At 70.7% G+C, this 26,645-nt stretch carries 22 protein-coding genes; 8 read left to right on the plus strand and 14 right to left on the minus strand.

Annotated elements, in window-relative coordinates; genetic code table 11:
• Window positions 1–85 precede the first annotated feature (85 nt).
• Window positions 86–2,959 carry a vitamin B12-dependent ribonucleotide reductase gene (locus HNR73_RS07380; RefSeq protein WP_184786546.1) on the plus strand — a complete coding sequence of 958 codons (2,874 nt, stop codon included), beginning with the start codon at window positions 86–88 and terminating at the stop codon, window positions 2,957–2,959.
• 60 nt (window positions 2,960–3,019) lie between these two features.
• Here HNR73_RS07380 and HNR73_RS07385 read toward each other — a convergent pair whose 3' ends face one another.
• The 8 genes from HNR73_RS07385 to HNR73_RS07420 form a co-directional block, all read right to left on the minus strand.
• Complete coding sequence (locus tag HNR73_RS07385; RefSeq protein WP_184786547.1) at window positions 3,020–4,624, minus strand: glycosyltransferase 87 family protein; 1,605 nt, start codon at window positions 4,622–4,624, stop codon at window positions 3,020–3,022.
• Window positions 4,625–4,886: 262 nt separating this feature from the next.
• Window positions 4,887–5,798 (minus strand): FHA domain-containing protein, encoded by a 912-nt coding sequence (locus HNR73_RS40635; RefSeq protein WP_184786548.1) that lies wholly within the window; start codon window positions 5,796–5,798, stop codon window positions 4,887–4,889.
• Window positions 5,799–5,890: 92 nt separating this feature from the next.
• Entirely contained in the window at window positions 5,891–7,243 is a 1,353-nt protein-coding gene (locus HNR73_RS07395; protein WP_184786549.1) for a VWA domain-containing protein, read from the minus strand.
• Complete coding sequence (locus tag HNR73_RS07400) at window positions 7,243–8,250, minus strand: PP2C family protein-serine/threonine phosphatase (RefSeq protein WP_184786550.1); 1,008 nt, start codon at window positions 8,248–8,250, stop codon at window positions 7,243–7,245. Before HNR73_RS07400 ends, HNR73_RS07395 begins: the two co-directional genes overlap by 1 nt.
• Window positions 8,247–10,586 (minus strand): serine/threonine-protein kinase, encoded by a 2,340-nt coding sequence (locus HNR73_RS07405; RefSeq protein ID WP_184786551.1) that lies wholly within the window; start codon window positions 10,584–10,586, stop codon window positions 8,247–8,249. Before HNR73_RS07405 ends, HNR73_RS07400 begins: the two co-directional genes overlap by 4 nt.
• Window positions 10,583–11,773 (minus strand): hypothetical protein, encoded by a 1,191-nt coding sequence (locus HNR73_RS07410; protein WP_184786552.1) that lies wholly within the window; start codon window positions 11,771–11,773, stop codon window positions 10,583–10,585. Before HNR73_RS07410 ends, HNR73_RS07405 begins: the two co-directional genes overlap by 4 nt.
• Window positions 11,774–11,793: 20 nt before the next feature.
• A complete protein-coding gene (locus tag HNR73_RS07415; protein ID WP_184786553.1) occupies window positions 11,794–12,801 on the minus strand; it encodes a glutamate ABC transporter substrate-binding protein in 1,008 nt (335 codons plus the stop codon).
• Window positions 12,798–14,132: a GlnX family signal transduction membrane protein gene (locus HNR73_RS07420; protein WP_184786554.1), complete on the minus strand. Its 1,335-nt coding sequence runs from the start codon at window positions 14,130–14,132 to the stop codon at window positions 12,798–12,800. Before HNR73_RS07420 ends, HNR73_RS07415 begins: the two co-directional genes overlap by 4 nt.
• A 240-nt stretch (window positions 14,133–14,372) precedes the next feature.
• Between HNR73_RS07420 and HNR73_RS07425 the strand changes: the two genes are divergently transcribed.
• Window positions 14,373–15,902, plus strand: coding sequence for a helix-turn-helix domain-containing protein (locus tag HNR73_RS07425; protein ID WP_184786555.1), 1,530 nt, complete (start codon window positions 14,373–14,375; stop codon window positions 15,900–15,902).
• A gap of 40 nt (window positions 15,903–15,942) precedes the next feature.
• Here HNR73_RS07425 and HNR73_RS07430 read toward each other — a convergent pair whose 3' ends face one another.
• The 4 genes from HNR73_RS07430 to HNR73_RS07445 are packed head-to-tail and all read right to left on the minus strand — an operon-like array spanning window position 15,943 to window position 19,505.
• Complete coding sequence (locus HNR73_RS07430; protein WP_184786556.1) at window positions 15,943–16,764, minus strand: alpha/beta fold hydrolase; 822 nt, start codon at window positions 16,762–16,764, stop codon at window positions 15,943–15,945.
• Between the two features lie 17 nt (window positions 16,765–16,781).
• The gene (locus HNR73_RS07435; protein ID WP_184786557.1) at window positions 16,782–17,810 is read right to left on the minus strand and encodes a serine hydrolase domain-containing protein; all 1,029 of its coding nucleotides are present in this window, start codon (window positions 17,808–17,810) and stop codon (window positions 16,782–16,784) included.
• 32 nt (window positions 17,811–17,842) lie between these two features.
• On the minus strand, window positions 17,843–19,042 hold the full coding sequence (locus HNR73_RS07440; RefSeq protein WP_221330777.1) for an MFS transporter: 1,200 nt from the start codon (window positions 19,040–19,042) through the stop codon (window positions 17,843–17,845).
• A 22-nt stretch (window positions 19,043–19,064) separates the two neighbouring features.
• Entirely contained in the window at window positions 19,065–19,505 is a 441-nt protein-coding gene (locus tag HNR73_RS07445; protein WP_184786559.1) for a MarR family winged helix-turn-helix transcriptional regulator, read from the minus strand.
• 118 nt (window positions 19,506–19,623) lie between these two features.
• Between HNR73_RS07445 and HNR73_RS07450 the strand changes: the two genes are divergently transcribed.
• The 5 genes from HNR73_RS07450 (at window position 19,624) to HNR73_RS07470 (ending at window position 22,786) form a co-directional block, all read left to right on the plus strand.
• Complete coding sequence (locus HNR73_RS07450) at window positions 19,624–19,965, plus strand: VOC family protein (protein WP_184786560.1); 342 nt, start codon at window positions 19,624–19,626, stop codon at window positions 19,963–19,965.
• A gap of 104 nt (window positions 19,966–20,069) precedes the next feature.
• On the plus strand, window positions 20,070–20,840 hold the full coding sequence (locus HNR73_RS07455) for an SDR family oxidoreductase (protein WP_184786561.1): 771 nt from the start codon (window positions 20,070–20,072) through the stop codon (window positions 20,838–20,840).
• A gap of 7 nt (window positions 20,841–20,847) precedes the next feature.
• Window positions 20,848–21,504 carry a RibD family protein gene (locus tag HNR73_RS07460; protein WP_184786562.1) on the plus strand — a complete coding sequence of 219 codons (657 nt, stop codon included), beginning with the start codon at window positions 20,848–20,850 and terminating at the stop codon, window positions 21,502–21,504.
• Window positions 21,501–21,935 carry a deaminase gene (locus tag HNR73_RS07465; RefSeq protein ID WP_184786563.1) on the plus strand — a complete coding sequence of 145 codons (435 nt, stop codon included), beginning with the start codon at window positions 21,501–21,503 and terminating at the stop codon, window positions 21,933–21,935. Before HNR73_RS07460 ends, HNR73_RS07465 begins: the two co-directional genes overlap by 4 nt.
• A 14-nt stretch (window positions 21,936–21,949) precedes the next feature.
• Window positions 21,950–22,786 carry a sulfurtransferase gene (locus HNR73_RS07470; RefSeq protein WP_184786564.1) on the plus strand — a complete coding sequence of 279 codons (837 nt, stop codon included), beginning with the start codon at window positions 21,950–21,952 and terminating at the stop codon, window positions 22,784–22,786.
• A 54-nt stretch (window positions 22,787–22,840) separates the two neighbouring features.
• Here the strand turns inward: HNR73_RS07470 and HNR73_RS07475 are convergent, their stop codons facing one another.
• Window positions 22,841–24,307 carry an MFS transporter gene (locus HNR73_RS07475; protein ID WP_184786565.1) on the minus strand — a complete coding sequence of 489 codons (1,467 nt, stop codon included), beginning with the start codon at window positions 24,305–24,307 and terminating at the stop codon, window positions 22,841–22,843.
• Window positions 24,308–24,440: 133 nt separating this feature from the next.
• On the opposite strand from HNR73_RS07475, the gene HNR73_RS07480 reads away from it, so the two are divergent.
• On the plus strand, window positions 24,441–25,400 hold the full coding sequence (locus HNR73_RS07480; RefSeq protein WP_184786566.1) for a LysR family transcriptional regulator: 960 nt from the start codon (window positions 24,441–24,443) through the stop codon (window positions 25,398–25,400).
• Here HNR73_RS07480 and HNR73_RS07485 read toward each other — a convergent pair.
• Complete coding sequence (locus tag HNR73_RS07485) at window positions 25,397–26,635, minus strand: ornithine cyclodeaminase, nickel-pincer nucleotide-dependent (protein ID WP_184786567.1); 1,239 nt, start codon at window positions 26,633–26,635, stop codon at window positions 25,397–25,399. The genes HNR73_RS07480 and HNR73_RS07485 overlap by 4 nt on opposite strands.
• Window positions 26,636–26,645: the final 10 nt, after the last annotated feature.

Raw genomic sequence — 26,645 nt, forward strand, 5'->3', positions numbered from 1 at the left:
CCGGCGATGCCGGAAATAACCGACGTGTCATTTGTCGCTATACAAGGCGCGGCCGCACACCGCGCGGACCACTCTAAGGAGAACCATGACCGAGGCAGTCAGCACCACGTCGGGCCCGGGGAAGGCCCGCCGCGGTGGCAACGCCGTCAACGGCAGGAAAAAGGGCAAGGGCCTGACCGTCGAACGCGTGTGGACGACGGAGGGTGCGCACCCGTACGACGAGGTCAACTGGGAGCGCCGCGACGTCGTCATGACGAACTGGCGCGACGGTTCGATCAACTTTGAGCAGCGCGGCGTCGAGTTCCCCGAGTTCTGGAGCATCAACGCCACCAACATCGTCACCTCCAAGTACTTCCGCGGCGCCGTCGGCACCGACGCCCGCGAATGGAGCCTCCGCCAGCTCATCGACCGCGTCGCCAAGACCTACCGCGCCGGCGGCGAGGCCAACGGCTACTTCGCCACCGAGCACGACGCCCAGGTCTTCGAGGAAGAACTCACCTGGCTGCTCCTGCACCAGTACTTCAGCTTCAACTCGCCGGTCTGGTTCAACGTCGGCACGGCCTCGCCGCAGCAGGTCAGCGCCTGCTTCATCCTCGCCGTCGACGACTCCATGGACTCCATCCTCGACTGGTACAAGGAAGAGGGCCTCATCTTCAAGGGCGGCTCCGGCGCCGGCGTGAACCTGTCGCGCATCCGGGCCTCCAAGGAGCTGCTCTCCTCCGGCGGCAACGCCTCCGGCCCCGTCAGCTTCATGCGCGGCGCCGACGCCTCCGCCGGAACCATCAAGTCGGGCGGCGCCACCCGCCGCGCCGCCAAGATGGTCGTCCTCGACGTCGACCACCCCGACATCGCCGAGTTCATCGAGACCAAGGCCCGCGAAGAGGACAAGATCCGCGCCCTCCGCGACGCCGGCTTCGACATGGACCTCGGCGGCGCCGACATCGTCAGCGTCCAGTACCAGAACGCCAACAACTCCGTCCGCGTCAGCGACGAGTTCATGAACGCCGTCGAGAACGGCACCGACTTCGCCCTCCGCGGCCGCCTCGACGGCGCCGAGATCGAGCGGATCGACGCCAAGGACCTCTTCGAGAAGCTGGCCACCGCCGCCTGGGAGTGCGCCGACCCCGGCATCCAGTACGACGGCACCATCAACGACTGGCACACCAACCCCGAGACCGGCCGCATCACCGCGTCCAACCCCTGCTCGGAGTACATGTCGCTGGACAACTCCTCGTGCAACCTCGCCTCGCTGAACCTCATGAAGTTCCTCCGCGACGACGACACCTTCGACGTCGCGAAGTTCACCAAGGCCGTCGAGTTCGTCATCACCGCCATGGAGATCTCGATCTCCTTCGCCGACTTCCCCACCGAGAAGATCGGCGAGACGACCCGCGACTACCGCCAGCTCGGCATCGGCTACGCCAACCTCGGGGCCCTCCTCATGGCCTCCGGCATGGCCTACGACTCCGAGGACGGCCGCGCCTACGCCGCCGCCATCACCGCGCTGATGAACGCCGTGTCCTACCGCCGCTCCGCCGAACTCGCCGGAGTCGTCGGCCCGTACGAGGGCTACGCGCGCAACGCCGACGCCCACACCCGGGTCATGCGCAAGCACGCCTCCGCCGTCGACGAGATCCAGACGCACCACCTCAGCGACAAGGCCCTCGTCAAGGAGGCCGTCGCGCAGTGGAAGTCGGCCCTCGCCACCGGTGAGAAGAACGGCTGGCGCAACGCGCAGGCCTCGCTGCTGGCGCCGACCGGCACCATCGGCTTCATGATGGACTGCGACACCACCGGCATCGAGCCGGACCTGGCGCTGGTCAAGTTCAAGAAGCTCGTCGGCGGCGGCTCCATGCAGATCGTCAACGGCACCGTGTCGCGGGCCCTGCGCAACCTGGGTTACCAGGAGGAGCAGATCGAGGCCATCGTCGAGTTCATCGCCGAGAACGGCCACGTCGTCGACGCCCCCGGCCTCAAGCCCGAGCACTACGCGGTCTTCGACTGCGCCATGGGCGACCGCTCCATCGCGCCCATGGGCCACGTCCGCATGATGGCCGCCGTCCAGCCGCACCTGTCGGGCGCGATCTCGAAGACCGTGAACGTGCCCGAGTCGGCCACGGTCGCCGACTTCGAGCAGATCTACTTCCAGGGCTGGAAGCTCGGACTGAAGGCACTCGCCGTCTACCGGGAGAACTCGAAGGTCGGCCAGCCCCTCTCGGCCAAGAAGAAGGACACCGCCGAGGCCGACACCACGGCCAAGGCCGAGGTCGAGCGGGTCGTCGAGTACCGGCCCGTCCGCAAGCGGCTCCCGAAGAAGCGCCTCGGCGAGACCGTGTCCTTCTCCGTCGGCGGTGCCGAGGGTTACCTGACCGCGTCGAGCTACCCCGACAACGGTCTGGGCGAGGTCTTCTTCAAGATGTCGAAGCAGGGCTCGACCCTGGCCGGGATCATGGACGCCTTCTCGGTCGCGATCTCCATCGCGCTCCAGTACGGCGTCCCACTGGAGAAGTACGTCGAGAAGTTCACCAACATGCGCTTCGAGCCGGCCGGCATGACCGACGACCCGGACATCCGCATGTCGACCTCGGTCGTGGACTACCTGTTCCGCCGCCTGGCGCTGGACTTCCTGCCCTACGAGACCCGCGCGGAGCTGGGGATCCTGACCTCGGCCGAGCGCATCGCCGAGGTCAACGGGGAAGATCCCGCCTCGGTCTCGCGTCCCGAAGAGGACGAGGTCGACTTCGCCGCGCTGGCCGCTTCGGCGCCGATCGAGAAGGTCGTGGAGAAGCTCGTCCAGGACGCACCGCAGCGTCAGGTCGGTTCCTCCATGGAGGTCCTGGAGAGGTCGCTCGGCAAGGCCGCGGACGCTCCGCTGTGCATGACCTGCGGGACGAAGATGCGTCCGGCCGGTAGCTGCTACGTGTGCGAGGGCTGCGGCTCGACCTCCGGCTGCAGCTAGCCGCATTGAACGACGGCGGGCCGCCGATCCTCTCGGATCGGCGGCCCGCCGCTCTTTCGGCTACGCCTCCGGGTCGAGTTCGGCGGAGTACGCGGCGAGCAGCGTGCCGTCGGCGGCGTAGGCGGTCAGCTCGCCCGCGGTCAGGTTCGCGCTGCGAAACGAGAAGCCGCGCTCACCGAACATCGCCACGATCGGCACCCCGCGCGGGGCGCCGCCGGGGGCCGAGCGGTACTCCAGCCGGGCCACCAACGCGTCGACCACGCCGTTGACGCGTACTTTCGTCTCCTCGAAGACCACATCGAAGCGCATCACCGCTCCCTGCGACACCATGTCCTGGGCCGCGTCGGAGCAGGCCGGCTCGGTACGGCAGAAGTAGAAGTAGCGCGGATTGGCGGTGTCGCTCTGGGCGTAGGCCTTGAACGTCGGGTCCGCGCCCGCCGGCAAGGGCAGCACGGCGAAGCAAGCGAGTACCGCCAGCGTCGCCGTCGCCGCGCGCAGCCACACCCGCCCGCCGCGTCGCGCGGTGGTCACCGCGAGCGTCGCAGCGCCTCCGAGCCCCGCCAGGCACGTGGCGACCACGCCGATGGTGCGGGCGTTCTCCAGCAGGAACTGCACTCCCGGATACACCGAAACGTCGCTGAGCAGTACTCCCAGCGACAGCGTCATCGCCACCGCCAGCACGACCCCCGCGACCCGCCGCAGAGTGCCCTCGGCCGCGACCAGCAGCATCGCCGCGAGCACCGTCCACAGCTGGTGGTGTGTCCACGAGACCGGGGATGCCGCGACCGTCGCGCAGCCGACGATCACCGTGGCGCGCACCGGCTCGCCGTCGAGCTGCAAGCGCCGGGCGCGCACCAGCGCGGTCCCGCAGACGAGGGCGGCCAGACCCATCCACACCAGCGGCAGCGTTTGAAGCGGCACCCCGATCCGTAGCAGCATCCCGTGCACCGACTGGTTGCCCAGCGACGACAGATCGCCGATCCGTGAGGTCTGCATGACCGTTTCCGACCAGTACGTCCAGCTGTCGGCGGGTAGCAGAATCGCCCCGACCACGGCGCACGCGGCGAACGCGATGACGGCCCGGGCGGCGTCGCGCCACCGGCGCGAGAGCAGGAAGAACACCACGAACAACAGCGGTGTCAGCTTGATCGCGGCGGCGACGCCCACCAGTACTCCACGCCAGCGGGCCGGAGTCAGCCCCGCCGCGTCGACCAATGCCAGCAGCACGATGAACACGCTGACCTGACCGAAGCGCATGTTGCTCTGGGCCGGGGCGGACAGCAGCACGGCGCAGGCGACGACCGCGACCGCCAGGGCGCGACGGTGCGGGGGCACGTGCAGCGCCCGGCCCACCGACAGCGCCAGCCCCGCCACGGCGGCGCAGGTCAGTGCCAGCCACAGTAGTCGCAGCACCGGTTCGGGCAGGCCGGTCATCGGCCACATCACCAGCGCGGCGAACGGCGGGTACGTGAAGGGGCCGCCGTTGGCGGCGACGTAGTCGTACAGCGGCGCACCTGACTGGACGGTGCGCACCGCGCCGTAGTAGATGTGCAGGTCGGACAAGCGGTCAGTGCGCAGCAGCACCAGCGTGCAGGAGACGGCGGCGATCAGCCCGTACAGCACCCACACCGCTCTCGCGGTCCGATCGGCGGACTTCCCGTCCATCCGAGCACGTAAGAAATCCATCCGCACATCACCAGCCCCTGTGTCGGCCCGGCACCACCGGGCTCCTGACAACTTCGCAGCGAACTCCAACGACACTCTAGGTGTAAGACCGGGAATCGGCACTGCCCGACGAGGTAAGCGCCGGTGCTGAACTCGGCTGCCGTTGCGGATGCTCTGAGACCGTCCGGGCACCCGGGGAAGCCGTTTCCTCTCGGAGCGCGCACAAACCCTCTGAGCCGTCTTGCAGCGGCGCCGTCGGCCCCTACATCCCCGTGGTGACCGTCAACGTCGTCCACAAGCCGACGTGCACCCGGTCGCCGACGTTGAGCTGCAAGGGCTGGTGCCGGACCAGCGCCTGCTGTGACTCGTTGACGAAAGTCCCGTTTGACGAGCCGACGTCGACCAGGGCCCAGGACCCGTCGGGCTGGGCGATGAAGAGGGCGTGGGCGTGGGAGACGGCCGCGTCGGTCGGCGGGCCGGACAGGTCGATGTCGGGGTTGATGCCCTTCGAGGCGCTTCTGCGGCCGAGCAGGAGCTGCGGCCCGTGCAGCCGGAAGAAGCGCTGGGGCACGTAGGCCGGGAACTGCATGGTGTTCGGGTCGAGGTCGTTGAGGCGGCAGATGCGTTCGAAGTAGGCGCGGTCGGCGTCGGCGACCAGTTGCCATGGCCCGGGGGCGTGCATCGGGGGGGCCGACACCGGCGGCGCGGGCTGCTGCGGGGCAGGGGCCGGGGCGTGCATGGGCTGCGGCGCCTGCTGTGGTGCGGGGAAGGCCGCGGCGAAAGGGTCGGCGGGCTGGGCCGACGGCGTCGCGAAAGGCGCGGGGGCCTCGGCGGGTTGCGGAGGCGGCGGGAACTGTTGCGAGGGCTGCGGTGGGTACTGCTGCGCATCCGGCGGCGGGAACGGCGCCGGCACGGGCCCCGGCTGGGCCGGGGGCGGAGCCCCGCCGCCCTGCGCGAAGGGGTCGAAGGGCTGATGCGGCGCTCCGGCGGCGTTCGGCGGAACCGCCGGCGCCACTCCCGGACCCCACCCGCACGCCTCGCAGAAGCGGTCGAGCAGCGGTTCCCCGCATTCGGGACACGGCTGCGCCTCCGGCGCGAACCAGCCCGCCTGCTGCTGCGGGGGTCCGCCGGCCGGTGGCTGCGGCAGCACCGAGAACTGCGTGGTGGCGTTCATGGGAGCGCCACACTCGTCGCAGAAGTCGACGGTGTTCGAGTTGTGTCCTGCGGGGCAGGTCGGCATGTGCGGATACTCCCGGCTCGCTGCGGTCACACGTCGGGGTCGGCCGAGGCCTCGGTCTTCGTCCCGCCCTCGTCCTCGGCACGCCTGCGCAGCGCGACGGTCGTGGTGGAACGAACACCGGCGATCTCGGCGTCGATGCTCTTGGCGTCGGATTTGAGCCGTACGGTACCCGTCGACGCGTCGTCGATCTCGACGAGCGCCCCCAGCGCCGAAAGGGCCTGCGTGTGCTCCGACTCGGTGGCCAGCGCGACGGCGCGGCCGAGCTTCTCGGTGGCGAGCTCGCGTTCGTCGTTCTTGAAGGCGGCGACGCCCTGGAGGATCGCGGTGGCGAGCTCTTCCTGCCCGGTGTAGTGCGCGACACGGGCGTTGATCTCGGTGAAGAGCGTGCTCTCCTCGGTCCATTCGACGGTGACGGCGTGTTCGGCGAGGTCGGTGTCGCCGGTGACGATCTTGATGCGGGTGGCGAGCCGGGGTGCTTCGCCGATCTCGCCGGTGGGGATGTCGAGGCAGACGTGGAAGTCGCGGCTTTCGCCGGGTCCCCAGGCGCCGATCGGGTAGTCGGCGGTGCGGGCGTTGACCTCGGTGGCGCGTTCGGTGAGGTCTTCGATCGTGGGGTTGACCTGTTTGACGAGTTTGACCTTGGATCCGGCGGGGGACCAGACGCGCAGGGAGGCGTTGCCGACGGTCTTGCCCATGGCGTTTTCGGTCATGGCGCGGAAGTCGGTGGCGAGTGCGGTGGGGTCGACGAGTCCTTCGACGGTGCCGAGCATGGCGGAGGAGATCTTGAGGAGGACCTCGTGTTTCCATTCCCGGCCGACGCCGCGGCAGTCGCAGGTGAAGCGGGTGGCGCAGGCGGCGAGGATGTCGGTGAGTTCCTGAGGTGTCTCGTGGAGGTCGTCGCCGTCGGTGAGGAGGATGGCGTGTTTGACCTCGGCTTCGACGGTGTCGAGGACCTGGTTGGCGAGGCGGAGCCAGGAGCCGATGGCGGTGCCGCCGAAGGCTTCGAGACGTCCGACGGCGGCCTTGGCGGCGGCTCTGGTCTGCGCCGAGGCGGTGACGGTGCCGATGTTCTGGGGGTAGGCCATCCAGGCTTTGTCGGTTCCGGCGATGACGGCGAAGGGCGTTCCGTCGCGGAGGGTGTCGATGGCGGTGACGACGGCGCGGCGGGCTTCAATGATCTTCTGGCCGATCATGGAGCCGGAGCAGTCGAGCATGATGACCTGGGCCATGCTCGTAGCGGGTGGGGTGGCCGGTGTGCCGGGTGCTCCGGGTTCGCCTTCGGTGGTGGAGACGGTGACGATCGCGTCGACGACGCGGGCACCGGCCGCCAGGAAGTGGTTGTAGTCCACTTCGAGCTGGAAGTTCGGTGCCTGGTTCATCATCGTGCTCCGTCCTCGATGGGGGGATATGCCAGTACGGCGACGCTGACGTTGTCGACGCCGCCGGCGTCGATGGCGCGCTGGGTGAGCGCTTGGGCGGTGGCGGCGGGGGTGCCCATGGGCGTGGCGGCGAGGTCGGCGGGCTGGGGGAGGTAGCGGGAGAGGCCGTCGCTGCAGACGATGATGAGGCCGGGGCCGGGGGGTGTGAAGGTCTCGACGTGGGCGTCGAGGGTGGGGGAGTCGGCGCCGAGCCAGTGATCGAGGGCGTAGGCGTGTTTGGCCTGGTAGCGGGGGTCGTCGGCGGGGACGCCTTGGGCGGCGAGTCGTCCGGCGAGGCAGTCGTCGACGGTGAGGCAGCCGATGGATTCGGGTCCCCACCAGTAGATGCGGGAGTCGCCGACCCAGCTGATGGTGACCTCGTTGCCGGTGACGATGGCCGAGACGTAGGTGCAGGCGGGTGGGTTGGAGTCGTAGTTGACGCCGACGGCGGCGGCGGCCGCGGCGGCCTCGGTGAGGCCGGTGTGGGCGGCGGAACCGGCGGGTTTGCCGGAGGCGAGTTCGTCGAGGACGACGCGGATGCCGGTCTCGACGGCGGCGAGGGCGGCGTCGTCGGACTGGGTGGCGGAGGCGACGCCGTCGCAGATGACGGCGACGGTGGTGAGGCCGTAGCGGCCGACGGCGAGGGCGTCCTCGTTGCGTTTACGGCGTGGGCCGCGGTCGGTGCATCCGGCGACGGGGCCGAGGTCGATGGCCGAGCGGATGGAGTTGGGGGAGCGTCGCTGTCCGCAGTGGACGCAGAAGCCGTCGGCGGTGTGCTCGGGGCGTCCGCACTGGAGGCAGGCGGTCAGCTGCGCGGCCGTCGAACGCCACATCGGGGCCGGCGCGGCGTCGAGCGCGGCTTCCCGGGCGGGTACGGCTTCGAGTGCCTCGCCGCATCGTTCGCACCACTGGGCGGCGTCCTCGGCGGTCAGGTCGCAGGCCGGGCAGTGCATCATCGTCGCTGTCACGTCCAGGTCCTCGGTCGGATTCGGTTGGCACGGTCGACCAGGGCGATGCGCTGGTTCTGGTCGGCGCAGGTTCGCGCCTGGTCTCGGTAGGAGTGTTCCAGGCCGAAGCGCAGGCCGCGTTCGTCGACGGGCCAACCTAGCAACTCCGTGCCCGGGCCGTGCTGCCCGGCGGTCTTGACGTATTCGAGGGCGCTGTGCAGGATCTCGGCGGCGACGACGGCGCGTCGTTCGTCGAGGTCGAGGCCTTCGAGCCGGCCGGCGGCGGCGCGGAGTTTCTCGATGTTGCGCTGGTGGGCCGGTGCCGACAGGAGGATGCGGATCGCGGCGACCTGGGCGGTGGTGTGCTGTGCGGAGCTGTGGGGGACGCCGTCGAGGACGGTGACGGCGGCGTCGCGCTGGTCGCGGCGGGTGAGGAGCCGGGCGAGGCCGAAGGCGGCCGAGACGTAGGCGTGGTCGGTGCGCCAGACGGTGCCGTAGAGGCGTTCGGCGGTGCCGAGGTCGCCGGCCCATTCGGCGGCGGCGGCCAGCGCGAGTTTCGGGGAGAGTTCGCCGGGGAGTTCGCTGTAGACCTTGTCGAAGGACTCCCGGGCGGCGTTGGGGTTGCGGTCGCGCAGGGCGTTCATGCCGCGGTACCAGTCGGTGCGCCAGTCGTCTTGTTCGTCGCGGGCGTAGGAGTCGAGTTCCTGGCGGGCGGACTGGACCCGGCCGGCCTCGATCATTTCGAGGATGAGGCGGAGGCGGACCTCGGGGCTGCGGACCGGTGCCGCGCCGAGTGCGGCGATGCGCTCCTCGGGGGTGGTGGCGGTCAGCGTGGCGAGGAACCCCGCGCCGGGGTCGGTGGAGTCGACCTGCGGGATGGGCAGGGCCGGGACGACCTGCGTGAAGTCGACGGGGGCGCCGGGCCCGCTGGGGGTCACCGCGCTGGACTCCACGTTGGCGACGCGGCCGATCTCGACGCCGAAACTCCGTCGGGTCGGTGTGAACCACGTCGACAGTGAAGGCTGCGGGTTGCGGGTCTCGGCGGCCTTGGTCTCGCGGAGGACGCCGAGGAGCTGTTCGCGCATGTCCTCGGCGGAGGCGAAACGCGCGTAGGGGTCGGCGGCGGTGGCGCGCAGCAGGAGCCGGTGGAAGGACTCGTGCTCGGTGAACAGGCGGACCTCGGACGCGTCGGGCAGGGAGTGCCGGAAGTGCTTGGTGAACCCGTGGAAGTCGAAGGCGAGGACGGCCAGGGAGCGCGCGACGGTGTAGAGGTCGCTGGCGATCGAGGGACCGCGTTCGCCGATCTCGGGCGCGTGGTAGCCGGGGGTGCCGTAGATGGGGCTGTCGGCGTCGTCGATGCGGCGGACGGCGCCGAGGTCGATGAGTTTGAGCTGCTGGCCGACGTGGATGACGTTGTCGGGTTTGAAGTCGCAGTAGAGCAGTCCCGCGTCGTGGAGGTAGCCCAGGGCGGGGAGGATCTCGGCGCCGTAGGCGAGGACCTGTGACAGGGGCAGCGGCACGTGCTGGCCGTGTTCGTTGCGGTAGTCGCGGCGCAGGTCGCGCAGGGACTGCCCGGCGGCGTACTCCATGACGATGTAGTTGAGGGGGTCGCCGGTGACCGGGTCGGCGTGCCGGGTGAAGTCGAAGATCTCGACGATGGCGGCGTGGTCGATGCCGACGAGGAAGCGCTTCTCGGCGATGGCGACGGCCATGGCTTCGGGGTCGGTGGTGTTGATGAGGCCTTTGAGCACGACCCAGCGGTCGGAGACGTCGTCACTGACGTGCCGGTCGCGGGCCAGGTAGATCCAGCCGAGCCCGCCGTGGGCGAGGGCGCCGAGGACCTCGTAGCGGTCGTTGACGACGTCGCCGGAGCGCAGGCTCGGGACGAAGGAGAAGGGTGTGCGGCAGTTCGGGCAGAAGCCCTCGGTGCGGCCCTGCCGGTTGTCGCGGGTGCGGCCGACGGGTTTCTCGCATTGGTGGCAGTAGCGGTGGGCCTCGGGCACGACCGGACTGTCGGGAATGACGTCGGAGGGGTTGCGGGGGGCCACCCACGGGATCTCGATCTCGCGGCTGCCCGAGCGGGTGCTGCGGGTCCCGCGGGTGCGGGTGCTCATGGACCCGGTCATCGCGCCGGTCATGGCACCGGTGAGGGCGGAGCTGAACGGCGAGACGGTGCGCGCGGGCGCGGGGGTGGCCGAGGTGGGGGCGTTCGCGGCGGCTTCGGCGGCCGCGGCCGCGTAGCTGCTCTGTGGAACGGCGGACGGCGCGCCACCGCCGGGTCTGGCCCGGCCGCACTCGTTGCAGTAGCCGTCGGCCTCATAGGCACCACGGCAACCTGGGTGGACGCATGGGTTCATCCCGACTCCTCCGTCGCGAGCAGCGCCTGCTGGAAGTCCCGGACCGCCCGGGTCGCCGCGCGCAGGTCACACGGCGCCGTCCACAACAGGGCACGGGCGATCTCGTACTGGCTGGTGATCTCGGCGCTCTCGGCGGCGCCGGTGCGGCCCGCCTTCATCTGGTACGCCTTGAGGCGGCCGCGCAGTTCGGCGCGCCGGTCCATCAGCGCCGTGGCGGTCTCGTTGACCGTGGCGGCGGCCTCCCGGGCGGCGGTCACGTCGCGGTCGATCTGTTCGAGCCGTTCGGCGAGCAGCCGCCAGCGTCCGGCGGCGGCGAGGCGGCGCAGGTCGCCGAGGCGCTGGCGCAGGGGAGAGGCCTGCGGGCTGAGCGCGGGGATGCGAACCTGGGCGATCTTGACCTCGACGACGGCGGTGATCTCGGCGGCCTCCTTCTCGGCGGCGGCGAGTTCGGCGATGGCCGAGCGTCGCAGCAGGAGCCGCTCGGGCAGGCCGGTGCGGAGGGTGTCGAGCGCGGCGAGGGACGCCAGGACGGGGGTGACGCGTGCGGCGAAGCCGTCGAGGCGGCCGGTGACGGCCGGGTCGAGCGGGTCGGCGAGGGCGGCGCCGCGCAGGACGGTCAGTTCGCGTTCCAGGGCGGCGAGGCCGTCGGGGTCGGTGGTATCGGTGGTGAGGTCGAGCAGTTCGGTGAGGCGTTCGGCGTCGTCGACGGCGGCGGTCAGCGAGGAGAGGCGCTCGGCGACGCGGGCGCAGGCGGCGTCGACCTCGGCGTAGAGGTCCTTGAGGGCCGTCACGGAGCCGTTCATGCGTTTGGTGAGGTCGGGCAGGGAGACGCGTTCGGTGACCTCGCCGCCGGAGTCGCCGGGGCGCAGCCCGTCGGCGCCGAGGGACACGACGTCCTCGCGCAGGAGCATGGTCAGTTCGCTGTGCTCGGGTTCGGCCAGGCGCGTGCGCCGGGACCGGAGTTCCTTGGCGCGGTCGACGACCGTGCCGAGCGCGCCGAACTGTGACCACAGGGCGGACAGGCGCGTGCCGCTCTCGGCGGCGGCCTTCCCGGTCAGGCCGGTCAGTTCGCCGTCGCGGAGGTAGGAGTGCGCGCCGGCGTTGTCGAGGGCGTAGAGCTCCTCGGCGAATCTGCGGTGGGTCAGGTCGTGCTGCCGCAGTTCGGTGTCGATCTCCTCTGGCGTCATGGCCGGGCCGCCGTTCACGGTTACTTGTACACGGCGGCCGGCGGGGAGGCCGGTCCCAGCAGGCTCTTCAGCGAGTTGCCCGAGTCGTCGGCCTTGGCGTACAGCGCGGCCCAGGTGCCGTTGCCGCGGAGGTCTTCGAGGACCGCGTTGACGTACTCCACGAGGTCGCGGTGCTCCAGGCTGATCGCGATCCCGTAGGGCTCCTCGCTCAGTGAGGTCGTGCTCAGCTTGACCTGGTCGTCCTGCGCGGCGAAGCCGGCGAGGATCGCGTTGTCGGTGGAGATCGCGTCGACCGTGCCCTGCTGCAGCATCACCAGGCAGTCGGTCCACTCCGGGACCGCGACGGGCGTGGCCGCGGAGTCGGCGATCTTGCGGATCGACGTCGAGCCCGTCGCCGCGCAGACACGCTCGCCCTTGAGCTCTTCGAGCGTCTCGACGACCTTGTGGGCGCCGTAGACGGCGATCTGCTGGTGGGCCCGGAAGTACTCCGAGGAGAACGCCACGTCCTTCCAGCGGGCGCAGTTCATGGTCATGGTCCGCACGACCATGTCCACCTCGCCCTGCTGTACGAACGGCACGCGCTGGTCGGAGCTGATGGCCTTGTACTGGATCTTCGACGGGTCCCCGAAGATCGCGCGGGCGATCTCGCGGGCGATGGCCACGTCGAAGCCGGACAGGTCGTTGGTGCTGGGGTCGCGGTACCCGAACAGGTAGGTGTTCTGGTCGACGCCGACCTTCAGCACGCCGTTGGCCTTGATCTGGGCCATCGTCGAGCCTGAGCCGATGTTGAGGCCGTTGCTCGGTGCGTAGCTTGCCGTGGCGTCGCCGCAGCTGTCGTCGGTGGTGACGTCGGGCAGCTGGGCCGGGTCCTGGACGCCGACCGGCATCGGTGGCGAGGCCGCGTCATCGGGGAGTTTGGGAGCCATGTCGGAGCCGCACGCGGCCATCGTGGCGAGCACGCCGCAGGCCACGGCGACGGCGAGGAGGCGCCGACTGGATCGCCGGAAAGCGCGCTGGGGGGTCTTCATCGGTACTCCGCAATCCGTCGCTGCAGTCCGTTGGCGGCACCGGCGAGACAGACGACGGCCAGGAGGCCGACTCCGATCCCGGCGCCGGTCAGGGAGTTCGACGCGGCGCTGGTCTGGGACCGGAAGTGGTCGCCGGCCGACCCGATGGCCTGGGCGAGCAGGTCGTCGAGCTGGCGGGACAGTTTCGCCGCGCCGCCGTCCTCGGTGCTCAAGGCCAGTTCCACGGCCTTGGTGTACTCGCCGCGCTGGTCGTCCCCGCGCAGGGTCGCGTGGGTTTCGTTCCATGCCTGCGCCGTGGCAAGCGCCTGGTCGAGGATCGGGGTGAGCGCCGGGTCGGTGTTGGCGGCCTTCGCCTTGGCGAGTGGGCCGTTGGCGGTGTCGAGGAGCAGGTTCATCTGCTGCACGAAGGAGGCCTCGTAGTCGGCGGCGCTCTTGCCGCCGCGGGCGATGAGCGTGACCGACTCGGCCGAGCGCGCCTGGAGGGCGGCGATGCGGGCCTCGGCGAGGCGCTCGATCTGGGCGCTGCCGCGGTCGCGGCCGGAGTCGATGTGCCCGGCGGCGAGGAAGGAGGCCACGCCCAGCCAGCCCAGGACGAGGACCATCGCGATCGTCCCGGCGAGCAGACCGACGTTGAAGGTCCGGTTGGTGCGCTTCGACAGGTCGATCTGCGTGAACGCGAGGACGCCGAGGGTCAGCAGGATGAAGGCGAGCGCGATCCAGGGGAGCGTCGCCGCTGAGTCCTGCGTCTCGGCGAGCTGTGCGCCCGCGTTGTCCTGGAGCTCCTGCGCCGCGGGGAGCAGCCGGTCCTGCATCAGGCCCGAGGCTTCGCGGAGATAGGCCGCGCCGACCGGGAGTCCCTGCTGGTTGTAGGTGCGCGCGTTCTCGATCAGCCCGGTGTAGACCGGCAGGTCCGCCGACAGGCGCGCGACGGCGTCGGCGCCTTCCTGCGTGGAGATGCTCGCGGCGGCGGTGGCCAGCTGGATCGAGGCGTGGTTGATGTCCTCGTCGTAGCGGTCGCGCAGCTCGGGCGACTCGACCCCGCCGGCCAGGAAGGCGCTCGTGGCGGTCGCGTCGGCGTCCGAGAGCGACTGGTAGACCTCCAGGGCGGCCACGCCGAGCCTGCCGCTGCCGTCGGAGACACCGTCGATGAGGTCGTCGCGTCCGACCACGTCGGCCACACCCGCGACGCCGGAGGCGAGCGCGAGGAAGGCGAGGACGGCCATGAGGAGGGTGAGGCGGCCCGGAGTGTTGCGTCCGCGGCCGAGCAGGTGTTCACGTTTCGCGCCCGGCGCGACCACCGGTGACCCGCCGCGTTGCCGCGGTATATCCACAGTGGACGTTCCTGACTGCTGAGAACTGACCGGAGCCATGGTGTTACCCGTTGTCCCCGTTGGCATTCCACCCTCCCAGCCGCCTTGTGACACCCAATAAGACCATGGCGTTCAAGATAATGTCCATCACCAAACGGTCTCGACAAGGAGTCGGTTGCACCTCGCTCTGGACTCGTTGACGGACAATGAACACACCCGAAGTCGATTGTCGGTACATCACATGTGAGATAGCGTCGGCGCGTGACTGACGATTACCGCCGACGGATCGGCAAACTCATCCGGGACTCCCGGCAGCACCGAGGCTGGACCCAGACCCAGCTGGCCGACGCGCTCGGCACCAGCCAGAGCGCCGTCAACCGCATGGAACGCGGGCAGCAGAATCTCAGCCTGGAGATGCTCGCCCGCATCGGCGAGGCCCTCGACAGTGAGATCGTCTCCCTCGGCACGTCCGGGCCGATGCACCTGCGCGTCGTCGGCGGCCACCCCCTCTCCGGCTCCATCGACGTCAAGTCCAGCAAGAACGCCGGTGTCGCCCTCCTGTGTGCCAGCCTCCTCAACCGGGGCCGGACCGTGCTGCGCAAGGTCGCGCGCATCGAGGAGGTCAACCGCATCCTCGAAGTCCTGAACAGCATCGGCGTCAAGACCCGCTGGCTCAACGCCGACAACGACCTGGAGATCCTGCGCCCCGAGATCCTCGACCTCGGGTCCATCGATGAGGTCGCCGCCCGCCGCACTCGCAGCGTGCTGATGTTCCTCGGCCCGCTGATGCATTCCGAGGACGTGTTCGAACTGCCCTACGCCGGCGGCTGCGACCTCGGCGCCCGCACCGTCGAGCCGCACATGATCGCCCTGCGGCCTTTCGGTCTGGCCGTCAAGGCGACCGCCGGCAGCTACCACGCCACCGTCGAGAGCCGCACCGCCCCGGTCCGCCCCCTCGTGCTCACCGAACGCGGTGACACCGTCACCGAAAACGCCCTGCTCGCCGCCGCCGGCGCCGACGGCGTCACGGTCATCCGCAACGCCAGCCCCAACTACATGGTCCAGGACCTCTGCGTCTTCCTCACCCGCCTCGGCGTGCGCATCGACGGGATCGGCACCACCACGCTGACCGTCCACGGCCGCACCGACATCTCCGCCGACGTCGACTACGCGCCATCCGAGGACCCGATCGAGGCCATGAGCCTGCTGACCGCGGCGATCGTGACCGGCTCGGAGATCACCGTCCGCCGCGCCCCGATCGAGTTCCTGGAGATCGAACTGGCGCTGCTGGAGGAGATGGGCCTCGACTACAGCCGCACCGAGGAGTACCCGGCCGCCAACGGCCACACCCGCCTGGTCGACATCACCGTGCGCCCGTCGGTGCTGCACTCGCCGATCGACAAGATCCACCCGATGCCGTTCCCCGGCCTCAACATCGACAACCTGCCGTTCTTCGCGGCCATCGCGGCCTCCGCGCAAGGCGCCACGATGATCCACGACTGGGTCTACGACAAGCGCGCCATCTACCTCACCGAGCTCACCAAGCTCGGCGCGCGCGTCCAGCTCGCCGACCCCCACCGCGTGTACGTCGAAGGCCCGACGCGCTGGTCGGCCGCCGAGGTCATCTGCCCGCCCGCGCTGCGCCCGGCCGTGGTCATCCTCATCGCGATGCTCGCGGCGAAGGGCACCTCGGTGCTGCGCAACGTCTACGTCATCAACCGCGGATACGAAGACCTCGCCAACCGGCTCAACCAGCTGGGCGCGCAGATCGAGATCTTCCGCGACATCTAGGCACCGCCGACGCCCCTCCGGTCCGCCGGAGGGGCGTTCTTCACGCCGAGACCCGGTCGAGCCAGGTTCGCAGCGCCGTGGCGAGGGCGACGGGCGCGTCGAGCTGGATCAGATGACCGGCCTCGTCGACGAGCCGGAACGCCGCACCGGGGATCCCCGCCGCCAGGCGCTCGCCGGTGGCCGGTGGGATCCAGCCGTCCTCGCGGCCCCACAGGATCGAGACCGGGACGGCGACGCGGCCGAGCAGCGCCTCGTTCTCGGCGAGGTAGGCCTCGTCGTAGGCGGCGATCTGGCGGTAGAAGGCCGCCTGGCCCTCCTCGCCGAGCCATGGGGCGACGAGGGCGGTGAGTTCGTCTTCGCGGAGTTCGCGGTGGGCGGCGTCGCCGATGTAGGCCCGCATGACCGCTTCGTGGATGTACGGGGGCAGGCGGGTCAAGACGTCGGGATGTTCGGCGACGAGCCGGAAGAACGGCGATCCGGCCGGTGGGACGGCCACGACGTCGGTCATCAGCAGTGACGCGAACGCGACCTCGTGCACGAGGTGGGCGCGCAGGGAGACCGCGCCGCCGTAGTCGTGGGCGACGACGTGCGGCCGGTCGAGGCCCCAGTGCTCCAGGAGCGCCGTGAAGGCCTCGGCCTGGACACCGAAGTCGACGGCGTGGCCCGCGTCCTTGGAGGAGCGGCCGTAGCCGGGCATGTCCCACAGGTGGACGGTGTAGTCGGCGGCGAGGGCCTCGGCGAACGGCCGCCACAGGTGCGACGACCAGGGCGTCCCGTGGCAGAAGACGACCGCGGGACCCGAACCGCTCCGGCCGCAGGCGATCCGGCGGCCCTTCCAGTCGAAGGTTTCGCTGAGATCCATCCGCCGACTCTAGAGCGCTAGTCGAACACGATCGCCCGGAACTCGTCGCGCACGGCCTTGATCGGCGGTTTCTCGCGGCCGTGGACGACGCGGTTGGTCAGCAGCACCGCCCAGCGCTGGCGCTTGGGCGAGATCCACATCCCGGTGCCGGTGAACCCGAGGTGCATCCACACGTCGTCTTCGATCGCGGTGTCGGGCGCGGGGAACCAGAACAGTCCCCGGGCGGGTTCGAGCGCGCCGGTGTGGACCTGGAGGGACTCGGTGATCCAGGCGGCGCCGAAGCCGGTGCGCTCGTCGGGACGCAGGAGATGGCGGAGGAAGAGGCCGAGGTCGCCGAGGGTGGAGAACACGCCGGAGATGCCGCAGGCGCCGCCGAACAGCCGGGTGGAGAAGTCGTGGACGAGGCCGCGTCTGCGGATCCCGCTGTCCTCGTCGAACTCGGTGGGCGCGCAGCGCCGGTGCAGGGCCTCGGGCACGGGCCCGAACCAGGTCTCGCGCATACCGAGCGCGTCCCACACCCACCGGCGGCTCATGTCGGTGAGGGACTCGCCGGTGAGGCGCTCGGCGAGGACGCCGAGGATGAAGGAGGCCCGGTCGGTGTACTTCACGACCGTCCCGGGCGGGCAGTGCAGGTCGGCGCTCAAGACCCCGGCCACGATCGCGGCCGGGTCGGTGCCGTAGTTGGCCCGGAAACCGGCGTGGTGCGGCATGCCGGCGATGTGGCCGAGCAGCTGGCGCAGGGTCACCGGCCCTAGCGGCCGCCCGGCGGTCTCCGGCAGATGCGCGTCGACGCGGTCGTCGAGGGCGATCAGGCCCCGCTCCCACAGCCGCCCGACCGCGGTCCACACGACGAGGACCTTGGTCAGGCTGGCCATGTCGAAGATCGTGTCGGGCAGCATCGGTTCGTCCGGTTCGTCGGGGTCGAGGACCCCTCGGGTGCCGCCGTCGATGAGCCCGGAGGCGTCCCCGACGCCCCACACCGCGCCGGGGAAGACCCGGTCGGTGATGCCTCGGTCGAGCAGTCGCGTGATGAGGTCAGGGCTCATGCCGACCGAGGCTACCCAAGGGGCCGGGCCGCTCAGGCCGGCACCGCGTCGAGGCGTTCGTGGTCGGTGTCGACCGCTTCGAGGCTCTGGAGGTGGTGGCGGCGCAGGTACAGCACGGCGATGGCCACGGCGCAGCAGAGCGCGCCCAGGTAGTAGGGGACGCTGACGTCGATCTCCTCGCCGAGTTTGCTGGCGATGTAGGGCGCGAGGGCAGCCCCGAGCCACCGGACGAAGTTGTACCCGGCCGAGGCGATCGCGCGCGGGGAGTCGCTGACCTCCATCGCGGCCTCGGTGAACACCGTGTTGTTCACGCCGATGCCGATGCCGGTCAGGATCGTGAACACGATGATCCCGCCGTGCCCGGACAGGGCGATGCCGACCTGGCAGGCGATCAGGAACGCCAGTGACACGTACATCGTCCGCACCGAACCGAGCCTGCGCTGCAGGAAGGGAGCGGCGAAGACCGAGCTGACCGCGACGAGCACGCCCCAGCCGAAGAAGACCGCGCCGATGCCGTAGGCGCTCATCCCGAGGATGAAGGGGGTGAAGGACAAGACCGTGAAGAACGCGAAGTTGTAGAACAGCGCGGTGATCGCCGTCGTCGACAGGCCCTTGTGCGCCAGTGCCCGCAGCGGGTCGCTCAGCCGGGCCTTGACCTTGGGCTTGCCGTTCCCGCGCAGGAGCGTCGCGATGAGGACGAACCCGACGGCCATGAGCGCGGCCGTGCCGAAGAAGGGATAGCGCCAGTGCCAGTCGCCGAGGAGCGCGCCGATCAGCGGCCCGGCGGAGATGCCGAGGCCGAGCGCGGCCTCGTAGAGCAGGATCGCCGATTCGGCGCCGCCGCTGGCCGCGCCGACGATGACGGCGAGCGCGGTGGCGACGAACATGGCGTTGCCGAGGCCCCAGCCGGCGCGGAAGCCGACGAGCTGCGCGACCGATTCCGAGGTCCCCGACAGGGACGCGAAGAGCACGACGAGCGCGAGGCCGGCCAGGAGGGTCCTCTTCGGGCCGATCCGGCTCGACACCCAGCCGGTCAGCAGCATCGCCACCGCGGTGACCAGGAAGTAGCTGGTGAACAGCAGCGACACCTGGCTGGGTGTGGCGTCGAGGCCCTTGGCTATCGAGGGGAGGATCGGGTCGACCAGGCCGATGCCCATGAAGGCGATGACCGCGGCGAAGGCGGTGGCCCACACGGCGGCGGGTTGTTTCAGGATGGAGGGTGCTGTTCTCACAGCCGCACCTTCGGGGGCGTGGCTACTCATCGGAGGGGGCTCCTTTGGTCATGCGGGACAGTGCCGGGATCGCGGCCGCGATGGCCTCGCGGTCTTCCGGGGTGAGGCCGGAGAGGCGCTCGGTGAGGTAGTCGAGCCGGTGGGCGCGCCCGGTGGCGAGGGCCTCGCGGCCGGCGTCGGTGAGCGCGACGGTGACCACCCGCGCGTCGGAGGAGTCGCGGCCGCGGATGGCCAGGCCGTCACGTTCGAGCCGGTTGACCTGCGCGGTCATGGTCGGCATCCGCACGCCGTGCTCGGCCGACAGGTCGCTCATCCGGCGGCTGCCGGTCAGGAGCGAGCCGAGTACGGCCAGCTGGGGCGCGGTGACCGGCAGCTCGGAGCTCACCCGGCGCAGCAGCAGCACCATGTCGCGCATGAGCTGGTTGACCGCGCCGGCGAGGACGGCGGGCGTTTCGGCGGTCATCGGGACTCCCGGGGCAGATACTTAGCTTGACTAACTTAGCTTGGCTAAGCATAGACCCGGACGCGCCGGACCGGCAAACCCCGCGAACCTGTCGCACCCCCTCGCTACCCTCCCGCGCATGACCGCGCGCATCGTGAACCTGACCATCAACACCACCGACCCCCGCGCCCTCGCGGACTGGTGGACGAAGATCGTGGACGGCAAGATCACCCGGGACTTCGGCGACTTCATCTTCACCGACGCCGGCGCGATCGGCCTGGCCTTCCAGCGCGTCGACGAACGCCCCGGCGGCGGCACCCTGCTGCACCTCGACCTCGCCACCGAAGACCTCCCCGCCGAGGTGGCCCGCATGCGCGAACTCGGCGCCGAACTCGTCGCCGAAAGAGAAGCCCCCGGTATCAGCTGGACCACTCTGCGCGACCCCGACGGCAACGAATTCTGCGTCACGCAGAGCCACTGAGTTCCCCCTGTCACAGACTCGCCCGCGACTGTTGCCGCCGGGGCTTGCGGAGGAGTAGGACAGTGGGTTGACACATCGTCCCGACGTGCCCGGAGGCACTTGCGATGACCACCATCCTGGTGACCGGCGCGACCGGCCTGCTCGGCCGCTCCCTGCTGGAACGGCTCAGTGCGCCCGGAACCGAACTGCGCGCACTGAGCCGTCAGGCACGGGAGAACACCGACGGCGTCACCTGGCACGTCAGTGACCTGCACACCGGCGTCGGTCTCCCCGAAGCCCTCGACGGCGCCGACGTCGTCGTCCACTGCGCCTCCGAACCCGAGATCCCCGGCGCCGACGTCGAATCGACCCGCACCCTCATCGACGCCGCCGCCGAGGCGGGAAACCCGCACATCGTCTACATCTCCATCGTCGGCATCGACGACATCCCCTACCGCTACTACCGCGACAAGCGCTGCTGCGAGCGCATGATCCGCGAATCGGGGCTGCCCTGGACGACCCTGCGCACCACGCAGTTCCACCAGTTCATCCCCGTCCTCGTCGACCGCGTCGCCAAACTGCCCGTACCACTGCTCGCCGTCCCACGCGGCACCTGCCAGCCCGTCGACGTCGACGACGTCGCCACACGCCTGGCCACCCTCGCGCTCGCCGACCCGGCCGGCCGCGTCGACGACCTTGGCGGCCCGCAGATCTTCAGCCTGGCCCGCGTCGTACGCGACGAGATGCGCCGCCGCGGTTCGCACCGCCCGGTCGTGTCGACCTGGTTCCCCGGCAAGGTCGGCGCGGCGATCGCCGCCGGGCACTGCACCACCCCCGCCCACGCCGGCGGGACCGTGACCTGGGCCCAGTACGTCGACGGCCGGCGCGGCTTATGATCACCCCATGCCGACCGAGCGCCCGTACGTTCTGCTGTCGGCGGCGGTGTCCTTGGACGGGTACCTCGACGACGCCTCGCCGAAGCGGCTGATCCTGTCGACCCCCGCCGACCTCGACCGCGTGCGCGAGGTCCGGGCCGGAAGCGACGCGATCCTCGTCGGCGCCTCCACCATCCGCCGCGACGACCCGGGGCTCACCTCCGGAGAAGGCGGGCGCCAGCCCGTGAAGGTCACCGTGACCGGCACCGGCGACCTCGACCCGAGCGCGCGCTTCTTCACCGTCGGATCGGCCGAACGGATCGTGTACGCCGCCACCCCCGCGCTGGCGGAGACCCGCAGACGCCTCGACGGGCTGGCCTCCGTCGTCGACGGCGGAACACCCCTCTCCTGGCCGGGAATCCTCGCCGACCTGCGCCGGCGCGGAGTCGTGCGCCTGATGGTCGAAGGCGGCGGGACCGTCCACACCCAGCTCCTGACCGCCGGACTCGTCGACGAGATCCAGCTCGCCGTCGCGCCCTTCTTCGTCGGCGGAGGCGCGGCACCGCGCTTCGTCGGGCCCGGCGAGTTTCCTTTCGGCAAGGACCGCCGGATGCGCCTCAGCGAGGTCCGGCAGCTCGACGACATGGCGATCCTTCGATACCACCTCCGCGAGGACGGGACATGAGCGACGAGGACCACCTGCGTGAGGCCGTCCGGCTCGCCTACGCGTGCCCGCCGTCGGCGACCGCGTTCAGTGTCGGCGCCGTCATCGCCACACCAGGTGGGCCCGTCCTGTCCCGTGGGTACTCCAGGCAGGAAGAGCCGCACGACCATGCCGAGGAGGTCGCGCTCCGGCACGCGCCGCGAGACCTCGCCGGGGCCACCGTCTACAGCTCGCTGGAACCCTGCGGGGAACGCGCCTCCCGGCCACTGACCTGCGCGCGGCTCATCATCGCCGCGGGCGTCCGCCGCGTCGTCTACGCCTGGGACGAGCCCTCGCTGTTCGTGCCGGGCAAAGGCGTCGAGGTCCTGCGCGCGGCGGGCGTCGAGGTCGTCAAGCTCGCCGGGCTGGAGGCCGAGGCGCGCGCGGCCAATGTGCATCTCTTCGACGAGTAGGGGAAACTGATCACATGTCGAACCCGCTGATCACCGCCGCTCAGTTGTCGCAGGCGCTGTCGGAGGAACCGCCCCCGGTCATCCTCGACGTGCGCTGGTCGCTCAACGGCCCGCCCGGACGCGACGGCTACCTGCTGGGACACCTGCCCGGCGCCGTGTACCTCGACATCGACGCCGACCTCTGCGGACCCGCCGGGTCCGCCGGCCGCCACCCGCTCCCGGAACCGGACGCCCTGCAGGAAGTCCTGCGTTCGGCGGGAGTCAGGGAGGACTCGACCGTCGTCGTCTACGACGCAGGGGACAACCTCGCCGCCTCGCGCGCCTGGTGGACCCTGCGCTGGGCCGGGCACGCCGACGTGCTGGTCCTCGACGGCGGCATGGCCCGATGGCTCGCCGCCGATGGAGCCCTGTCGACGGCGACACCCGAACCCGCCCTTGGCGACATCACCGTCCGGGCCGGCGGGATGCCGCTCCTCGACGCCGAAGGCGCCGCCCGCCTCGCCTCGGAAGGGTTGCTCATCGACGTGCGCGCCCCCGAGCGCTTCCGCGGCGAGACCGAGCCGATCGACCCGGTCGCCGGTCACATCCCCGGAGCCGTGAACGTCCCCGACGGCCCCAACCTCGCCGAGGACGGCGGCTATCGCACGACCGCCGAACTCCACGCCCGCTACACCCCCCTGGGCGCCGAGGACCCCGACCTCCCCATCGGTGCCTACTGCGGCTCCGGCATCACCGCGACCCGTACGGCCCTGGCCATGACCGCGGCCGGTCTTCCCACGCCCGCGGTCTACATCGGATCGTGGAGTAACTGGGTCGCCGACCCGTCCCGGCCGGTGGGTACGGGGGAGTAGGCCCGCGAGAGCTTCACTTCGGCGAGCCCGGCCCCGGGCTCGCCGAAGTTCGTCTCACCCCCGCCGCAGCCAGCGCCCCACCGCGAGGGCGCAGGCAGCCAGGACCACCGCCGTGACGCGGTAGCCCGAGGCCATCGCGTCGGTGAAGGCGTCGAGCACGGCCCTCTTGTCGCCGCCGGCGGCGAGGGCCGCTGCCACCGAGGTCGCCTGGTCGCGGACGCCGGTGGGGAGTCCCGAGGTGAACGTCGTCGTCATGATCGTTCCGACGACGGCGACGCCGAGGGCGCTGCCGACTTCGCGGGTGGCGCTGTTGAGTCCCGACCCCAGGCCGGCGCGGTGGTGGGGGACGGCGGCGACGATGGCGGTCGAGAGGGCGGGCAGACACAGTCCCAGTCCGACGGCCATGACGACGAGGTAGACGGCGTAGAGGGGATACGGCGTCGTGGCGTCGACGAGGGAGAGCAGGCTGAGACCGACGGCGATGGTGAGCATTCCGCCGACGATGACGCGGGCCTGTCCGACGCGGGCGGCGATCGCGCCGGCCCGTCGCGACACCGCGATCATGGCGATCGCCATGGGCCCGATCGCGATGCCGGTGACGACGGGGGAGTAGTCCTTGACGTACTGGAGGTACTGCGCGTTGACGAAGAAGACGCCGAACAGCCCGAGGAAGGTCGCGGTCACGCCGAGGGCTCCGGCGCGAAGTCGGGGGTCGCGGAAGTAGCGCGGGTCGACCACCGGGTTCTTCGCGCGCAGGGCGTAGACGGTGAAGACGGCCGTGAGCACGGCTGCCACGGCGAACCCGGCGAGCACCTCCGCCGACGCCCAGCCCTTCTCGGGGCCTTCGATGACTCCGTAGAGCAGGCCGAGGAAGGCCGCGATCAGCAGTCCCGAACCCGGCAGGTCGAGGGGCGTTTCGTGCCGCTCGATCCTCGGCGCGAGCCGCGCGGTCAGCGTCAGCAGGACGATCGCGGCGGGCGCCACGAGCCAGAAGAGCCCGCGCCAGGACAGGTACTGGAGCACCAGCCCGCCACCGACGTTGCCGACGACGCCGGCCGCGCCGGTCGCCGCCGTCCAGGTCGCGATGGCCTGCCCGCGACGGTCCGACGGGAAGGCGTGCACGACGATCGACAAGGTCGCCGGCATGATCAGCGCGGCTCCGGCGCCGGAGAGGGCGCGGCCGGCGATGAGTACCGGAACGGTCGGTGCGACGGCGGCGAGCACGCAGCCGAGCGCGAAGACGGCGAGCCCGCCGATCAGCGTGCCTTTGCGGCCGAAGCGGTCGCCGAAGGCCCCGGCGGGGATGAGCAGGCACGCGAAGACGATGACGTAGGCGTCGACGATCCACAGCAGTCCGCTGCTCGACGGCCGGAGCGCGTCGGCGGCCAGACTCGGCAGCGCCAGGTTGATCGCGGCGACCAGTGCGATGGTCACGACCGTGCAGGCCGACATCAGCGCGAGGATCGTGGTGCGCCGGGGATGGCCCGTCTCCGGCGGTTTCAGGGCGGCGTGAACAGACATGGAGAACCTCTGTGTGGGGGAACGGGATCGCACCGGCGGGGTACCCGGGCCACGGCGCCGGTGCGTGAGCCCAACGCTAGAAGCCCTCGGAGCTAACGGCAACTGCAGGTTCCGCAGAGGTAGAGTGCACGCCATGCACTCCAGTCTCGACCTGAATCTCCTCGTCGCGCTGGACGCGCTGCTCGATGAGGGCAGCGTCAACGGCGCCGCCGCGCGCCTGCACCTGTCGGGTCCCGCGATGAGCCGCGCGCTCGGCCGCGTCCGCAAGGCCCTCGGCGACCCGGTGCTGGTGCGCTCCGGTCGCGCGATGGTCCGCACCCCGCACGCCGAGGCGATCCGTGCGGAGGTCCGCGAGCTCGTCTCCCGCACGACCGCGCTCTTCGAACGGCCGCGGCCGCTGGACCTGTCGACCTTGGAGCGCACCTTCACCGTCCAGGCCGACGACTCGACCTTCGCCGTGGTCGGCGCGCGGCTCCTGACACGGATGAGGGCCGAGGCGCCCGGCGTTTCCCTGCGCTTCCTCGGCGAGGGGCCGCGCGACAACACCTCGCCCCTGCGCGACGGCACCGCTGACCTGGAGATCGGTGTCGTCGACTCCCCGACGCCGGAGACCCGCGTCGAGACGCTCGCCGCCGAAGAGAGCGTCGTCGTGGTGCGTCGCGGGCATCCGCTCACCACCGGCGGGCCGGTGACGCTGGCCCGCTACGCGGCCGCCGAGCACGTCACCGTCTCGCGCCGGGGCATCCTGCACGGCCCGATCGACGCGTTCCTCGGCGAGCGCGGCCTCACCAGGGAGGTCGTCGCCTCGGTCCCGACGGCGACGATCGCGCTGCTGATGGTCGCCGGCAGCGACCTCGTCGGCCGTGCCGCCGCGCGTATGCACCGTCCGCTCGTCGAGCGGCTCGGGCTGACCACGGTCGAGACGCCGCTGGTGCTCCCCGGCCTGGAGATCGCCCAGGCCTGGCATGCGAGGTTCGACGTCGATCCCGCGCACGCGTGGCTGCGCGAGCGCATCCGCGAGGTCTTCGCCGGGTTGACGGCCGACGGCCCCGGTCCACGTGGGACCGGGGCCGTCGAGACGGTGGTGGGCTAGTCGCGCTTGTAGCCGACGACCAGTTCGGTCGCCAGCTGCTCCAGGAACAGCCCGATGTCGGTGATGACGCCGGTGGCCTGCGCGCTGCCGCGGTCGGCGAGCTTGGTGACCGTCGCCGGGTTGATGTCGACCGACACCAGCGGTGTCGTGGCGGGCAGGAGGTTGCCGGTCGCGATGGAGTGCAGCATCGTCGCGACCATGATGGCGAAGCCGACCCCGGGAAGGGCGGCGCGCATCGCGCGCTGCCCGGCGATCACGTCGGTGTAGACGTCGGGGAGGGGGCCGTCGTCGCGGACCGAGCCGACGAGGACGAACTCCTTGCCGTTGGTGACCATCGAGTGCATGACGCCGCTGGTCAGGACGCCCTGTTCGACGGCCTCACCGATCGAGCCGCAGCGGCGGATCGTGTTGATGGCGCGGATGTGGTGTTCGTGGCCGTGCGGGACGCCGTGCCCCTGCGAGAGGTCGACACCGAGGGAGGTACCGAACAGGGAGGCCTCGATGTCGTGCGTGGCCAGGGCGTTGCCGGCGAAGAGGACGTCGACGTAACCATCCTCGACGAGGGCGACCATCGCCGGCGCGGCGCCGGTGTGGACGATCGCGGGACCGCCGACCCAGAGGATCTTGCCGCCTTCGGCCTTGACCTCGCGCATCTGCTCGGCGATGCGCCGGACCAGCAGCGCCTGCGGCTTCTCACTGGAGACCTCGCTGGACATGAACTCGAAGTTCGAGCTGCCCGGGTCGGCGCGCACCGGCGCCGGGAGGGGCTTGACCTTGACGCCGCTGGCACCGCACACGACCTCGTCGTCGCGGCGGATGTCGGAGACGGCGATGGTGCGCGCGTGCCCGTCGACGATGATGATGCCGCAGTCCATCTCGGGGTTGGCGACGTCGATCCAGGCGCTGTTGAGGCGCACCTGCGTCGGCAGGTTTGTGGTGGAGTAGAAGTCGTCGGGGAACACACCGTCCGCGGGGGCCGGTCGCAGCAGCACTTCGCCCGGGTCGAGCTGGTTCGTGCCGTGCGTCTGGAGCCGCATCAGGATCCGCGCCAGCTGCTCGGCGTCTTCGGCGCCGATGGTGAGCTGTGCGTAGCTCTCGTCGGTGTGGGTCCGGCCGACGTCGAGCTTGTCGATGCGGTAGTCCCCGCCGTATTCGAGCACGTCGTCGAGGATCCGGGCGAAAACGCCGGAGTCGAGGATGTGTCCCCGGACCTCGACTGTCTCGGTGTGCTTCACGGAAAATGCC

Origin of the sequence: Phytomonospora endophytica (assembly GCF_014202425.1) — a bacterium.
Classification (GTDB): domain Bacteria; phylum Actinomycetota; class Actinomycetes; order Mycobacteriales; family Micromonosporaceae; genus Phytomonospora; species Phytomonospora endophytica.